The sequence below is a fragment of the Cupriavidus sp. CPT47-8839-RL05A genome, assembly GCF_058792255.1.
In genome coordinates this window covers 18474-33387 of sequence record NZ_JBYTEG010000039.1, presented here as the reverse complement: position 1 = coordinate 33387, position 14914 = coordinate 18474, and the positions used below count along the sequence as shown (strand labels likewise).

Annotated in this window: 13 protein-coding genes; 9 read left to right on the top strand and 4 right to left on the bottom strand. The window is 69.1% G+C overall.

What is annotated here, in order from left to right; translation table 11 throughout:
- Positions 1-123: 123 nt before the first annotated feature.
- A complete protein-coding gene (locus tag AC3WVS_RS30940) occupies positions 124-1266 on the bottom strand; it encodes a M14 family metallopeptidase (protein ID WP_010809076.1) in 1143 nt (380 codons plus the stop codon).
- A gap of 26 nt (positions 1267-1292) precedes the next feature.
- On the bottom strand, positions 1293-2078 hold the full coding sequence (gene yaaA, locus AC3WVS_RS30935) for a peroxide stress protein YaaA (RefSeq protein ID WP_492321699.1): 786 nt from the start codon (positions 2076-2078) through the stop codon (positions 1293-1295).
- A 49-nt stretch (positions 2079-2127) separates the two neighbouring features.
- On the opposite strand from yaaA, the gene AC3WVS_RS30930 reads away from it, so the two are divergent.
- Positions 2128-2655 (top strand): PIN domain-containing protein, encoded by a 528-nt coding sequence (locus AC3WVS_RS30930; RefSeq protein WP_492321698.1) that lies wholly within the window; start codon positions 2128-2130, stop codon positions 2653-2655.
- A 79-nt stretch (positions 2656-2734) separates the two neighbouring features.
- Positions 2735-3916, top strand: a complete 1182-nt coding sequence (locus AC3WVS_RS30925; protein WP_492321697.1) for a pyridoxal phosphate-dependent aminotransferase — start codon at positions 2735-2737, stop codon at positions 3914-3916.
- A 72-nt stretch (positions 3917-3988) separates the two neighbouring features.
- Here the strand turns inward: AC3WVS_RS30925 and AC3WVS_RS30920 are convergent, their stop codons facing one another.
- Positions 3989-4630 carry a glutathione S-transferase gene (locus AC3WVS_RS30920; protein WP_492321696.1) on the bottom strand — a complete coding sequence of 214 codons (642 nt, stop codon included), beginning with the start codon at positions 4628-4630 and terminating at the stop codon, positions 3989-3991.
- A 189-nt stretch (positions 4631-4819) separates the two neighbouring features.
- Here AC3WVS_RS30920 and AC3WVS_RS30915 point away from each other — a divergent pair, with 189 nt between their 5' ends.
- From AC3WVS_RS30915 to AC3WVS_RS30900, 4 genes are all read left to right on the top strand, one after another.
- Positions 4820-6343: a 3-hydroxyacyl-CoA dehydrogenase gene (locus tag AC3WVS_RS30915; protein ID WP_492321695.1), complete on the top strand. Its 1524-nt coding sequence runs from the start codon at positions 4820-4822 to the stop codon at positions 6341-6343.
- Positions 6344-6376: 33 nt separating this feature from the next.
- Positions 6377-7156, top strand: coding sequence for an oxepin-CoA hydrolase, alternative type (locus tag AC3WVS_RS30910; RefSeq protein WP_058696938.1), 780 nt, complete (start codon positions 6377-6379; stop codon positions 7154-7156).
- Positions 7157-7238: 82 nt separating this feature from the next.
- A complete protein-coding gene (locus AC3WVS_RS30905; protein ID WP_492321694.1) occupies positions 7239-7964 on the top strand; it encodes a histidine phosphatase family protein in 726 nt (241 codons plus the stop codon).
- 60 nt (positions 7965-8024) lie between these two features.
- Positions 8025-9101 (top strand): phosphotransferase, encoded by a 1077-nt coding sequence (locus AC3WVS_RS30900; protein WP_010809084.1) that lies wholly within the window; start codon positions 8025-8027, stop codon positions 9099-9101.
- A gap of 69 nt (positions 9102-9170) precedes the next feature.
- Here AC3WVS_RS30900 and ggt read toward each other — a convergent pair whose 3' ends face one another.
- A complete protein-coding gene (gene ggt, locus AC3WVS_RS30895) occupies positions 9171-11051 on the bottom strand; it encodes a gamma-glutamyltransferase (RefSeq protein ID WP_037024366.1) in 1881 nt (626 codons plus the stop codon).
- A gap of 204 nt (positions 11052-11255) precedes the next feature.
- On the opposite strand from ggt, the gene AC3WVS_RS30890 reads away from it, so the two are divergent.
- The 3 genes from AC3WVS_RS30890 to AC3WVS_RS30880 all read left to right on the top strand — a co-directional run bounded on the left by AC3WVS_RS30890 (position 11256) and on the right by AC3WVS_RS30880 (position 14888).
- Complete coding sequence (locus AC3WVS_RS30890) at positions 11256-12956, top strand: vWA domain-containing protein (protein WP_492321693.1); 1701 nt, start codon at positions 11256-11258, stop codon at positions 12954-12956.
- Between the two features lie 79 nt (positions 12957-13035).
- Entirely contained in the window at positions 13036-13674 is a 639-nt protein-coding gene (locus AC3WVS_RS30885; RefSeq protein WP_492321692.1) for a sigma-70 family RNA polymerase sigma factor, read from the top strand.
- Positions 13671-14888 carry a hypothetical protein gene (locus tag AC3WVS_RS30880; RefSeq protein WP_492321691.1) on the top strand — a complete coding sequence of 406 codons (1218 nt, stop codon included), beginning with the start codon at positions 13671-13673 and terminating at the stop codon, positions 14886-14888. Before AC3WVS_RS30885 ends, AC3WVS_RS30880 begins: the two co-directional genes overlap by 4 nt.
- Positions 14889-14914 lie beyond the last annotated feature (26 nt).

Below are 14914 nucleotides of genomic sequence, written 5' to 3'. Positions count from 1 at the left end.
CGCGCATCATGATGCGCGCAGGTCACGTGTCACCTATGTCTCCGAACACCTGTTACCCATGTCTCCGGTCTGTACATGCGGGAGAGGGGAGACAACCAGCAGCGTGCAACAGAGTCGCCAGCCTCAGCCCAGGTAGTCCAGGATCGCCTGCAGCATCGCCGTCCCCAGCAGCGCACTGCGCGCGCCATTCCAGCCGACCGCCGGATCCGGCAGGTCGGCATTGTCCTTGAACGGCATCTCCAGTGTCAGCGCCAGGCAGCCGAAGGTATGGCCGATGTACTTGGAGGCCAGCTTGAGCGCATCCGCGTTGTACTTGCTGGCCGCGTAGCCGTGCACATCCTGGAAATCCGGCGAGACCCGCTTGAAGGCCTCGATAAAGCGCTGCTGCTCGCGCCGGCGCGCCTCCGTAAAGCCCGGCAGCATCTCGCTGCCGGCGACGAAGTTGTACGGCAGTCCCTCGTCGCCATGGATGTCGAAGAACATGTCGCAGCCGCTGGCCTCGATGGCGCGGCGCACGTGGTAGACCTCCGGGCTGGTATCCGGGCTCGGCGCCATCCACTCGCGGTTCAGGTTGGCGCCGGCGGCGTTGGTGCGCAGGTTGCCGCGCGCCGAGCCGTCCGGGTTCATGTTCGGCACGATATGGAACACCGCGCGCTCCAGCAGCTTGCGCGCAACCGGGTCGCCCGCCCACATGCCGGTGCCGGTCAGGCGCTGCAGCACGCCTTCGACAAACCATTCGGCCATGCTCTCGCCCGGGTGCTGGCGCGCGATCATCCAGATGGTCTTCTTGCCGGGGCCGGGCTGGCCCAGCGTGACACGGGTCATGTCGCGCCCGTCCACGGTGCTGCCCAGGTGCGACAGCCGCGCCAGCGGCGAGCGCTGGCAGCTGGCCAGCAGCGACAGGTGGCGCTCATCCGGATACGGCTCGAAATACGCAAACCAGATGCTGTCGTGCTCGGGCGTGAATTCCACCGTCATCACCTGGCCGTCGAAGCGCGTCGGCACGCGGAACCAGTTGGCGCGGTCGTACGAAGCCACCGCGCGGTAGTCACGCCATCCGTCCGGGTAGGTGCAGTCGCCGGCGTTCAGGAAGTGCATCCGGCACGCCTGCCCCGCCGCGCCCTGCAGGCGGAAATGGAACCACTGGCGGAAGTCTGCGTGCGAGTCGGCGCGGATGCGCAGGCGGATATCGTCGGCGCGGTCGAGCGCCTCGACCTCGATGGCGCCGGAGTCGAATTGCGAAGAGATGTGCAAGGCGGCAGGCATGGCTGGCAGTCTCGTGGCGATGGGTTTCAGTCTTCGAGGCGGCGGCGGAACACCCAGCGGGTGGCATCCGAGGCCGCGGCGTCGAAGGCGTAGCCGTCTTCGGCAAAGCGCTTGAGCTTGTCCGGCTCGGTCACGCGCTGCGTCACGGCGTAGCGTGCCATGGTGCCGCGCGCGCGCTTGGCGTGGAACGAAATGATCTTGTAGCGGCCGCCCTTCCAGTCCTCGAACACCGGCGTGACGATCCGGGCCTGCAGCACCTTGGGCCGCACCACCTTGAAATATTCTTCCGAGGCCAGGTTGACCAGCACCGGCGCGCCTTCCTGCCTGAGCGCGGCCATGTCGGCGTTGATCATCTGCGTGACATCGTCGCCCCAGAACGCGTACAGGTCCTTGCCGGCAACGTTGTCGAGGCGCGTGCCCATCTCCAGCCGGTAGGGCTGCATCCAGTCCAGCGGGCGCAGCACGCCGTACAGGCCGGACAGGATGCGCAGGTGCTTCTGCGCAAAGCCGAGGTCATCGGCCGACAGCGTCTTCGCGTCGAGGCCGTCGTAGACGTCGCCGTTGAAGGCCAGCACCGCCTGCTTGCTGTTGGCCGCGGTGAACTCCGGCGACCAGTCGCCGTAGCGCGTCACATTGAGCACCGCGAGCTTGTCGGAGATGTCCATCAGCGCGCCCACATCCTGCGGCGCCAGCTTGCGCAGGCGCTCGATCAGCGTGGCGGAACGGTCGATAAAGCGCGGCAGCGTATGGGTCTTGAGGCGCGGGGGAGTCTCGTAGTCCAGCGACTTGGCGGGAGACAAAACGATGAGCATGGCAAAATCGCGGCAGTAGCCAAGGACAAACAAGCCAAGATTGTAGCGAATGCGCCTCGACACCACCGCAACCACCCTCTTCGCCAGCCCCGCCGGCGTCACATCAGCGCCGCGCGTGGTGCTGGACTCCAACATCTGGGTGGACCTGCTGGTCTTCCGCGACCCGCATGTGGAGCCTATCCGCACCGCGCTGGAGGCCGGCACCATCGCCCCGGTGATCCGCGCCGACTGCCGCGAGGAACTGCGGCGGGTGCTGGCCTATCCGCAATTTGCCCGCTTTGACGTCGATATCGATGCCGCGCTGGCCACCGTCGACCGCCTCGCCAGCCTGGAAGCCGCGCCGCCGCAGGCCGACTACGACGCCATCCGCCTGCCGCGCTGCAAGGACACCGACGACCAGAAGTTCGTTGAGCTGGCGCATTTTGCCGGCGCCGCCTGCCTGGTATCGAAGGACAAGGCCGTGCTCAAGCTGCGCACCCGCCTGCGCCGCAGCAGCGGCGTGGAAGTGATGACGCCGCCGGCCTTCGGTGCCTGGCTGGCCGCGCTTGGCGCCGCCAGCGCCGCCGATCCGCTTTAGAATGTCGGCTCCCGGCGCCGCCTCCCCGGTGGCGCCGCACGCCTGATCGCAATCCCCACCGCATCGACACGTTCGCATCATGTCCGCAGACACCACCCACACCCAGTTGACGCCGTTGTCCCCGCCGCCCTCGCGCCTGCCCGCCGTCGGCACCACCATCTTCACCGTGATGTCCGCGCTGGCCACCGAGAAGAACGCCGTCAACCTGGGCCAGGGCTTCCCGGACTTCGACTGCGACCCCAGGATCGTCGATGCCGTGACCGCTGCCATGCGCGCCGGCCATAACCAGTACCCGCCGATGGCGGGCGTGCCGCGCCTGCGCCAGGCCATCGCCGCCAAGATCGCCAGCCTCTATGGCCACCAGTACAGCTGGGACACCGAGATCACCGTCACCGCCGGGGCCACCCAGGGCATCCTGACCGCGATCCTGTGCGCGGTGCATCCGGGCGACGAGGTGATCGTGCTGGAGCCGTGCTACGACAGCTACCTGCCCGCGATCGAGCTGGCCGGCGCCACCGCCGTGCCGGTCACGCTGGAAGCGCCGGAATTCCGCGTGCCCTTCGACAGGCTGGCCGCAGCGATCACGCCGCGCACGCGCATGATCCTGATCAACACGCCGCACAACCCCACCGGCACGATCCTGCGCGCGTCCGACATGGACCAGCTGGCGCAGATCCTGGCCGGCACCGACATCCTGCTGCTCTCGGACGAGGTCTACGAGCACATGGTCTACGACGGCCAGCAGCACGCCTCGGTCTCGCGCCATCCTGAGCTTGCGCGCCGCAGCTTCGTGATCTCGAGCTTCGGCAAGACCTATCACGTGACCGGCTGGAAGGTCGGCTACGTGGCTGCGCCGGCAGCGCTGATGGCCGAGTTCCGCAAGGTGCACCAGTTCAATGTGTTCACCGTGAACACGCCGGTGCAGCACGGCCTGGCCGACTACATGGCCGATCCCGCGCCCTACCTGCAGCTGTCGGCGTTCTACCAGGCCAAGCGCGACTTCTTCCGCGCCGGGCTGGCCAACAGCCGGTTCAAGCTGCTGCCGTCGGACGGCACCTACTTCCAGTGCGTCGACTACTCGGCCATTTCCGACCTGAGCGAGGCCGACTTCGCGATGTGGCTGACGCGCGAGATCGGCGTGGCCGCGATCCCGGTCTCGGCCTTCTACACGCAGCCGCGTGAATCGGGCGTGGTGCGTTTCTGCTTTGCCAAGAAGGAAGAGACGCTGGCGCTGGCGCTGGAGCGGCTGGCCAGGCTGTGATGAAAACAAAAACGCCCGCGATGAATTCGCGGGCGTTTTTCACACATGCGGCAGTTCAAGCCGCTTCGCTTACTACTTGCTGCGGCTCGCCATCAGCTCAAGATTGGCCTTGCGGTCGGCATTGACCTTCTGCACCGACTCACGCGCCGACAGCGTCTTCAGGTAGTCCTTGACCGGCAGGTCGGCCAGCAGGTCGGTGCCGTAGATGATCTTGGTGCACGACGACACCAGCGGCAGGTGTGCCGCGGCGGCGCAGTCGGCCAGCGTGAAGCTGTCGCCGGCGATATACGGCGAGAACTTCGCCAGCTTGGCGAAGGCCGGGACATAGCGCGTCAGCAGCTTGTGCTGGCGGTCCTTGACGCCGTCGCTGACCTTGCCGCCGAAGAATGCCTCGGGGTACAGCTCGCGCGCGGTCAGCTCCAGGTACAGTTCCATGAAGACGACGATCTCGCGCACCTTGGCGGCCTGGTACGGGTCGCCCGGCAGCAGCGGCGTCTGCGGATAGGCTGCCTCCACGTAGTCGACGATGGCTTCGGACTCGCACAGCGGGCCGGATTCGGTGATGATGTAGGGCACCTTGCCCGCGGGCGTGGCCGCCGGGTCGGTCTGGCCGATCCAGGCCAGCACCTCTTCGAACGGCACGTTCTTTTCCAGCAGCGCCAGCTTCACTTTGTTGTAGTAGTTGCTGGCGGCAAAACCGCAGAGCTTCAGCATGTCGTCTCTCTCCGTTATTGGAATGATCCCCGCATCGCACGGTGCGGATGTCGGGTGATTGTGGACCATCCGGGGTCTGCAGTGTACCGGCTGGCCGATCAGCGCACGCCGCCTGCCCCGCCAGACTGTTGCGGAAGGTGCAAAAAACGTACGATCGTGCTAATTTAACCACAACTTTTGGGGCAACTGATGAGCACTTTCACCATCGATACGCTGGGTATCGTCGGCACCGGCGCCATGGGCCGGGGCATCGCGCAGATCGCCGCGCAGGCGGGCCTGACCGTCAACCTGTACGACGCCAACCCGCAAGCCGTGGCCGCCGCGCGCCAGTACCTGCAGGACACGCTGGCCAAGCTCGCCGACAAGGGCAAGATCAGCGCCGCCGACGCCGAGGCCACGCTGGCCCGCGTCAAGCCCTGCGGCGCGCTGGAAGACCTGGCCGGCTGCGACATGGTGCTGGAAGCCATCGTCGAGAAGCTGGAGGTCAAGCGCGACCTGATCGCCAAGCTCGAAGCGGTCCTGCGTGAAGATGCCGTCATCGCCTCGAACACGTCTTCGCTGTCGATCACCGCGATCGCCGTGGGTGCGCAGCACCCGGGCCGCATCGCCGGCTACCACTTCTTCAACCCGGTGCCGCTGATGAAGGTGGTCGAGGTCATCGACGGCCTGTCGGGCAACCCCGCGGTGGGCGACGCGCTGATGGCGCTGTCGCGCCGCATGGGCCATACGCCGGTGCGGTGCAAGGACATGCCGGGCTTTATCGTCAACCATGCCGGCCGCGGCATGAATATCGAAGGCCTGAAGGTCGCGCAGGAAGGCGTGGCCGGATTTGCCGACATCGACAACATCATGCGCGAGCAGGCCGGCTTCCGCATGGGCCCGTTCGAGCTGATGGACCTGACCGGGCTGGACGTGTCGCACCCGGTGATGGAATCGATCTACAACCAGTTCTACCAGGAACCGCGCTACCGCCCGTCGCCGATCACCGCGATCCGCGCGGTCGGCGGGCTGATCGGCCGCAAGGCCGGCGCCGGTTTCTATTCCTACGCCGATGGCCAGAAGCAAGTGCCGGCCGCCGCCGCGGTGCCGGGCGCGCGCCCGTCGAGCGTGTGGGTCAGCCACGCCAGCGAGCGCGGCCACGCCATGGTGACCAAGCTGCTGGGCGCGCTGGGCGTGACCCCGGAAGGCGGCAACAAGCCGTCGGCCGACGCGCTGATCATCGTCACCCCGCTGGGCCTGGACGCCACCACCAGCGCGCTGCAGCAGGGCCTGGACCCGGCCCGCACCGTTGCCATCGACACGCTGCTGCCGTTCGAGGCCACCAAGCGCCGCACGCTGATGACCACGCCGGCCACCAGCGCCGCCGCGCGTGATGCCGCGCACGGCCTGTTCGCCAGCGACGGCGTGCCGGTCACGGTCGTCCGTGATTCGGCCGGCTTTGTCGCGCAGCGCGTGCTCTGCTGCATCATCAATATCGCCAGCGATATCGCGCAGCAGCGCATCGCCACGCCGTCGGACATCGACCTGGCCGTCAACCTGGGCCTGGGCTATCCCAAGGGCCCGCTGGCGCTGGGCGATGCGGTCGGCCCGCAACTGGTGCTGGAGACGCTGCGCAACATGGAAGCGCTCACCGGCGACATGCGCTACCGCCCGAGCCCGTGGCTGTGGCGCCGTGCCGGCCTGGGCCTGTCGCTGCTGGCCGAAGAGCAGTAAGCCCGCCACCGCCCCACCGACCGAGCCACGCCCATGCCCGCACAGCTGCTTTCCCACCGCGTCGATTCGACCCTGGTGCTGACCATCTCGAACCCCGAGGCACGCAATGCGCTGCACCCGGACATCTATGCGGCCTCGCAGCAGGCGCTGGATCAGGCCGCCGCCGATGACTCGGTGCGCGCGGTCATCATCACCGGCGCCGACGGCATTTTCTGCGCCGGCGGCAACCTCAACCGGCTGCTCGGCAACCGCAGCCAGCCGCAGGAGGTGCAGGCCGCCAGCATCGCCCTGCTGAACGGCTGGGTCGAGTCGCTGCACGCCTTTCCCAAGCCGATCATCGCGGCGGTGGAAGGCGCGGCCGCTGGCGCGGGCTTCTCGGTGGTGCTGGCGTGCGACTTCGTGGTGGCGGCCAGCAATGCCAAGTTCGTGATGGCCTATGTCTCCGTGGGGCTCACGCCCGACGGCGGCGGCTCGTATGAGATCGCACGCGCGCTGCCGCGGCCGCTGGCCAGCGAACTGATGATGGAAGGCAAGCCGGTGGACGCGGCGCGGCTGGCGCAGTTCGGGCTGGTCAACCGCGTCACCGAGCCGGGCCAGGCCCTGGACGAGGCCCTGCGCCTGGCCGCTGGCCTTGCCCGCCAGTCGCCGCACGCCGTGGGCCGCATCAAGGCCCTGATCAACCACGCAGCCACGGCATCGCGCGCCGAACACCTGCTGGCCGAGCGCGACAGCTTCGTCGCCGCGCTGCACCACCCCGACGGCGGCGAAGGCATCAGCGCCTTCCTGGAAAAGCGCAAGCCGCAGTACCGCTGAAGCCGGGCGCCGGACGCCTGGCTTTACCCGAACGGCCAGCCCGCGACAGACGGGCATGCCGCACAATACAAGGAGACAACGCATGGAATTGCCGCCGTCCTCGCGTCGCCGCATCTACCTGATGCGGCATGGTGCCGTTTCATATTTCGACGAGGCCGGGCGCCCTGCCCTGCCCGAGATGGTGCCGCTGAACGAGACCGGCCGCATGCAGGCCACCGCCGCCGGCCGCGCCTTTGCCGCCGAACAGATCCGCTTCGACCGCGTCATCGTCAGCGGACTGCCGCGCACGGTGGAGACCGCGGAGCGCGTGCTGGCCGAGCTGCCGGAGATGGACGGCATCGTGCCTGAAGTCTGGCCCGCGCTGCAGGAGATCCGCGGCGGCGACCTGTCCGCGATTGCCGACCAGGACCTGCGCGACGCCTTCGTCGGCGCCTTCGAAGGCGAAGTCCCGGAACACAAGCGCTTCCTCAACGGCGAGACCATCGGCCAGTTCCTCGACCGCGTGCTGCCCGCGCTGGAGCGCCTGCGCGCCGATCCCGACTGGGACACCGCGCTGATGGTGCTGCACGGCGGCACCAACCGCGCCATCCTGTCGCAGGCCATCACCTGCGGGCGGCGCGTGTTCTTCGGCTCGCTGCTGCAGACCGCGGGCTGCATCAATGTGCTCGACATGGGCGACGGCCCGCTCGACTGGGTGGTGCGCATGACCAACTACTCGCCGCCCACGCCCGTGCACAGCGGCACGCGCCACACCACCATGGAAGTGCTGCTGCACCAGTATTTGCGCGGACGCCAGCCGCAGGGCTGAGCGCGCCGCGGACTTGATCGAATCCCAACCGATACCGAACAGAAAACCAACGGAGACAGCATGACCAGCAACGTATCGCACTTCGAGGGCACGCGCCCGGTGGCGGACCAGCAGCGCTTCGACACCGACGCGCTGGAAGCCTGGATGCGCCAGCACGTGGAGGGCTTTGCCGGCCCGCTGACCGTGGAGCAGTTCAAGGGCGGCCAGTCCAACCCGACCTTCAAGCTGGTCACGCCGGGCCAGACCTACGTGATGCGCGCCAAGCCCGGCCCCAAGAGCAAGCTGCTGCCTTCGGCGCACGCGATCGAGCGCGAATACCGCGTGATGGCCGCGCTGGCCGGCAGCGACGTGCCGGTGGCGCGCATGTACGCGCTGTGCGAGGACGAGTCCGTGATCGGGCGCGCCTTCTACATCATGGAGTTCGTCGCCGGCCGCGTGCTGTGGGACCAGTCGCTGCCGGGCATGAGCACCGCCGAGCGCAGCGCCATCTACGACGAGATGAACCGCGTCATCGCTGCGCTGCACACGGTCGACTACAACGCCATCGGCCTGGGCGACTACGGCAAGCCCGGCAACTACTTCCAGCGCCAGATCGAGCGCTGGACCAAGCAGTACAAGCTGTCCGAGACCGAATCGATCCCGTCGATGGACGCGCTGATGGACTGGCTGCCGCAGCATATCCCGCAGGAAGACGCCGACCTGACCTCGATCGTGCACGGCGACTACCGGCTCGACAACCTGATGTTCCACCCGACCGAGCCGCGCGTGCTGGCGGTGCTGGACTGGGAACTGTCCACGCTGGGCCACCCGATGGCTGACTTCAGCTATCACTGCATGAGCTGGCATATCGCCCCGGGCCAGTTCCGCGGCATTGCCGGCGTTGACTTCGCCGCGCTGGGCATCCCGGACGAAGCCAGCTACCGCCGCCTGTACGAGCAGCGCACCGGCCGCCCGATCACCGGCGACTGGAACTTCTACCTGGCCTTCAGCATGTTCCGCATCGCCGGCATCCTGCAGGGGATCATGAAGCGCGTGGTGGACGGCACCGCGTCGTCGGCGCAGGCGCTGGACGCAGGCAAGCGCGCGCGGCCGATGGCGGAGATGGGGTGGCAGTACGCGCAGAAGGCGAAGGGCTGACGCGGCAACTGCTGCAGCAAAAGAAGACGGGCGCCGAGGCGCCCGTTTTTCATCTGCATCGCGCGGCGCTCAATCCCCCAGCGCCACCCCTTCCCGCCGCGGGTCCGCACCACCGGCCCACACCACCTTGCCGTCAGGCCCCTGCTTGCGCATGATCGCCTGCGTGCCGCTGGTCATCTCGATCTCGGCCACCTGGTGGCCGCGCTGCTGCAGTGCCTGCACCAGGCCCGGCGACACCAGCCCCTTCTCCACCTCGGTCGGGCCGTTGCGGCTGCCGAAGTTGCCCATGCCGATGGCGGCCTGCACGTCCATGTTCCAGTCCAGCATGCCGACCAGGGTCTTGGACACATACTCGATGATCTGCGAGCCGCCCGGCGAACCGACCGTGGCGACCAGCTGGCCGCTCTCGCGGTCAAACACCAGTGTCGGCGCCATCGACGAGCGCGGCCGCTTGCCCGGCTGCACGCGGTTGGCCACCGGCTTGCCGTTCTCGCTCGGCACGAAGGAGAAATCGGTCAGCTGGTTGTTCAGCATGAAGCCGCGCACCATCAGATGGGAGCCGAAGTACGACTCGATCGTGGTGGTCATTGAAATCGCCCCGCCGCGGCCATCGACCGCAACGATCTGCGAGGTGGAAACGCGCGGCGGTGAACGGTCGGGCGCGTAGGCCATCGCCGTGCCCGGCGGCACCCCCGGCTGGGCCTTGCCCATGCTCTTGTCGCCGATCAGCTCCGCGCGTGTGGCAAGGTAGGACGGGCTGACCAGGCCGGTCACGTTGACCGGCACGAAGTCGGCATCGGCCACGTACAGGCCACGGTCGGCGTAGGCCAGGCGGTCGGCTTCGGAGATCGCGTGGACCGCGTCGGGATTGGCCTCCATCACCGCCGGCGTGTTCACGCCCTGCGGCTTGAGCGCGGCCAGCGCGTACTTGGGATTCTTGGTCTCGAGCGCCTGCAGCGTGCCCAGGATCTGCGCGATGGCGATGCCGCCCGACGACGGCGGCGGCATGCCGCAGATCTTCCAGCGCTTGTAGTCGGTACAGACCGGCACGCGCTGCTTGGCCCGGTAGCTGCCCAGGTCAGCCAGCGACAGCGAGCCGGCATTGCTGCCGCCGTTGACCTTGGCGACGATATCGCGCGCGATCGGACCGTTGTAGAGCACGCCGGCACCGCGCCGGGCGACATCGCGCAGGGTCTGCGCCAGCTTCGGGTTCTTCAGCACCGTGCCGGCCGGCTTGGGCTTGCCCTGTGCATCCAGGAAGTAGGCGGCCATCTCCGGCGAATTGGCCAGGAACTTGTCGGCCGCCACCTGCGTGTACAGCCGCTGCGAGATCGGGAAGCCCTTCTCGGCCAGGTCGATGGCGGGCTGGAACAGCTTGGCCCACGGCAGGCGGCCGTGCTTCTGGTGCGCCATTTCCAGCGCGCGCATCACGCCGGGCGTGCCGACGGAGCGTCCCCCGATCTGGGCCTCGCTGAACTCCATGGGCTTGCCGTCGGGGCGCAGGAACAGGTTTTCGGTGGCGCCGGCAGGGGCGGTCTCGCGGCCGTCGAAGGCCTGAACGTTCTTGCCGTCCCAGTACATGATGAAGGCGCCGCCGCCGATGCCGGTGGCCTGCGGCTCGACCAGCGTCAGCACGGCCTGCATCGCGATGGCGGCGTCGATGGCCGAGCCGCCCTGGCGCAGGATGGCGCGCCCGGCCTCGCTCGCCAGCGGGTTGGCCGCGGCAGCCATGTGGCGCTGCGCGTAGACGGTGGACATGCCCGGGCGATACCCGGAGGCAACTTCCGGGGCCGGCGGCATCGCGGCAGGCGGTGTCGTGGCCGACGGCGCGGCCGGTGCTGCGGGCGCGGCGGTCCCTCCGCCCTGGGTACCACAAGCACCGAGCAGCGCCGTCAGGGCAAGGGCCAGCGCGCCGCGCCACGCCATCGAAGAGAGGTCAGGGTGAGCCATGCGATATCTCCTGGGGAAGGATCAAACGATTGTAGTGGCGATCGGAGCATCCTGGGGCAAGAAAGTCTGACTGCCGCCACATGAGGGAGCCACATGCAGGTGCAAAAAAATTCTCCCGGCTTAACCCCGATCCCTCGCCAGCACCGTTTCATCGACAGGCCGTCATGACCGGGGTCCCGCCCCGCGGCCGCTCAGGAGAACAATATGCAACTTCGCGCACCGGCCGTCATTTCCAGTCTTGCCGCCGCCCTGGCGCTGTCGGCCTGCGGCGGGCATTCGCCGTCGCTTCCCCAGGAAGTGGCCCAGCCTGTGCCGCCGCCCGCGGCCCCGGCGCCCACGCACGACCACGCCGCCAAGGCTGGCCAGGTGGCACCCGCCATGGAAATGCGCGCCATCGCCCCGCGCGCCCCGCTGGCGATGCCCTACCACCTGCCGCCGCCGGCGCCAGCCGAGCGCGAACGCTACGGCGCCATCGAGGAAAACGGCGTCAGGCTGGTGGCGCAGGCGCCGGTATCCACCTTCAGCATCGATGTCGATACCGGCAGCTACAGCAATATGCGCCGCATGCTCAATGCCGGGCGCATGCCGCCGGCCGATGCGGTGCGCGTGGAAGAGTTGCTGAACTACTTCCCCTATGACTATGCCCAGCCCGCCGACGGCCGCCCGTTCGCCGTGCATGCCGCGCTGGCGCCCGCGCCCTGGCACCCGGCCAATGTGCTGCTGCGCATCGGCATCAAGGGCAAGGACATGGCCAGCGCCGCGCTGCCGCCCGCCAACCTGGTATTCCTGGTGGATGTGTCGGGATCGATGAATTCGCCGGACAAGCTGCCGCTGCTGAAGTCCTCGCTCAAGCTGCTGGTGAACAAGCTGCGGCCGCAGGACCGCATCACGCTGGTCACCTATGCCAGCGGCACGCGCGTGGCGCTGCCACCCACGCCGGGCAGCGACAAGACCGCCATCAGCGCCGCCATCGACCAGCTCGTGGCCGGGGGCAGCACCGCCGGCGCCAGCGGCATCGCGCTGGCCTACCAGGCCGCGCAGCAGAGCTTTATCGCCGGCGGCATCAACCGCGTGCTGCTGGCCACCGACGGCGACTTCAACGTGGGCGTGACCGACTTCCGGCAACTCAAGAGCATGGTGGAAGAGAAGCGCAGGTCGGGCGTGTCGCTGTCCACGCTCGGCTTCGGCACCGGCAACTACAACGAGCAGCTGATGGAGCAGCTGGCCGATGCCGGCGACGGCGCCTATTCGTATATCGACAACCTGATGGAAGGCAACAAGGTGCTGGTCAGCGAGATCAGCTCGACCCTGGCCACCATCGCGCGCGACGTGAAGATCCAGGTGGAATTCAATCCGGCCACGGTGAAGGAGTATCGCCTGATCGGCTACGAGAACCGCATGCTGGCGCGCGAGGACTTCAACAACGACAAGGTCGATGCCGGCGATATCGGCGCGGGCCACACCGTGACGGCGCTGTATGAGCTGACGCTGGCCGGCCAGGCCGGGCTGGTCGATCCGCTGCGCTACCAGCCGGCCGCACCCGCGCCGGGGCGCGACGGCGAGCTCGCGCACATCAAGCTGCGCTACAAGCTGCCCGCCGCCAGCACCAGCCAGTTGATGGACATCACCGTCGCGCGGCAGGCCATCCGCCCGCTGGCGCAAGGCGATGACGACTTCCGCTTTGCCGCGGCGGTGGCCGGTTTCGGCCAGGTGCTGCGCGGCGGCAAGTTCACCGGCGACTGGCGCTACGCCGATGCCCACGCGCTGGCCCAGGGCGCCCGCGGCACCGACCGCTTCGGCTATCGGGGCGAGTTCCTCAAGCTGGTGGACCTGGCACAGAGCCTGGCCACGTCCAGTCCGGCCGGCGCCACCAGCGGCGGGCCGGCCGAGCGTGCGGCACGCTGACACCAGCCCGGGCCGCAAGCCGGCGCAAGGCGGCGCGGCAGGCTGTCGCGCCGCCTTGCGCTCTCCTATACTCGGGCGCATGCAGGCACCCGCCCCCGCCCCTTCCGCCGCGCCCGCAGCCGCCACGCCCGGCGCCGCGCTGTCGGCGCTGCCCGACCACGACCTGATGCTGCTGGTGGCGGGCGGCATCATCGAGCAGCCAGTCACCGAGCTGTTCCGCCGCCATAACGCCGGCCTCTACAACTACGTGGCCTGGCTATGCCAGGGCAACCGTGGCGAAGCGGAGGACATCGCGCAGAAGACCTGGGTCAAGCTGATGACCCGCTGCGGTGACTACCAGCCGGGCGCGGCGTTCCGCACCTTCCTGTTCCAGATCGCGCGCAATACCTGGCTCGACCAGGTGCGCAGCGCCGATGCGCGCCAGCGCGTAGCGCTGGACGACCAGCCAGCGGAGATGCCGGCCGACGACCTGTCGCCGGAAGCGGAGCTGCAGTTGCGCGAGCACGCGCACCACGTGCACCGCGCGCTGCTGCAGCTGCCCGTCGCCCAGCGCGAGGTGGTGGTGCTGCGCTTCTTCAGCGACATGAGCGTCGAAGAGATTGCGCAGATGCTCGGCGAGAAGTTCGAGACGGTGAAGAGCCGGCTGCGCTATGCGTTCGCGCGCCTGCGCGCAGACCTGGCCGGCAACGTGCCGGGCTCGCAGGAGACGCCGTCGTGAACGCGGCCGACCGCTTTATCGACGGCAAGGACCGGCTTTCAGCTCTGCTGCGGGACCTGCCCGCCTACGCGCCGTCCGCTGCGCTGGCAGAGTCGGTGCACGCGGCCGCACGTGCGGCACAACAGGAGGCGGATCGCCAACGGGCCGGCGCGGCGGCCCTGCCCTTCGCCGCGCCGCCAACACTGGCCACGGCGGTGCTGCAAGAAGCCGCGCGCCTGCAGGCGGCGCAGGCCACGCGACGCGATGCGCTGCTTGCGCGCGTGGCGTCAGGCGAGCCCGCAGCGGATATCCTGGGTGCCCCGGTCGGTGCCGCTGCCAGCGCGTGGCTGCAGGCACAGGCGGAGGCGGAGGCGGCAACACCGGCACAGGCAACACGGACAGCGGCGCAAGCCATGGCAGCGCGCGCCGCGCGCGCGCTGCGCTGGTGGCGCTCGCTGGGACTCGTGGCCAGCGTTGCGGCAGTGGCCGGGCTGACCACCAGTATCGTGCTGCGGCAGATCGATGACGGCGCCCTGCTGCCGGCATCGGCGCCTGAACAGGTGTCCGCCCCGGCCGCGGCACCCGCCGCAGAGATGGCAGCAGCGCCCGCACCGCAAGCTGCGGCGGAGTCCGGGACGGCCGCGCCGGCAAACCCGCCGGCCGCGAAAGCTGCCCCGGCCCCGCGGCGGGAAGAGCGCCCTGCCCCGGCGCACGCCGGGCAGCGCAGCCGCGCGCCGGCGACGGCCGGGGGCACGGCACCACGCGAGGCCACCACGCCACCACCACCGCAGGCGACCGAAAGCTTGTCCGCCCAGGCGCCGGCCGTGGCCGCCGCACCGGCCGCTCCCGCGTATCCGGCCATGGCAGAGGCAGCCCCGCCGCCGGCAATGCCGGCACCCGCGGCACCGCCGGCGGCCGCGCCGCGGGCAGACTTCGCGCGCAAGGCCGCGCCACCGATGGCGGCCGCACGCGCCCCCGCGGCGGACACCGCATCAGGCATGGTCGTGTCGATCCAGGACGACCCCGAGGCTACGGCCGCGCGCATGCCGGCGGCGGCATCGGTCACGCTGCTGGCGGCCGAACCGGACAGTGAGGCAATCAGGGAATGGGCAGGACGGCTGTGGCAATCGATGCCGGCGGCGCAACGCCCGCCGGTGCCATTTGCCGTGCAGGCCGACCGCACGCTGGCCCCGGGCCAGGTGCGCATCGAGCTGCGGCACGGCGCGCCGCAATGAGCGCGCCGCTGTGCTGGTGAGTGCGG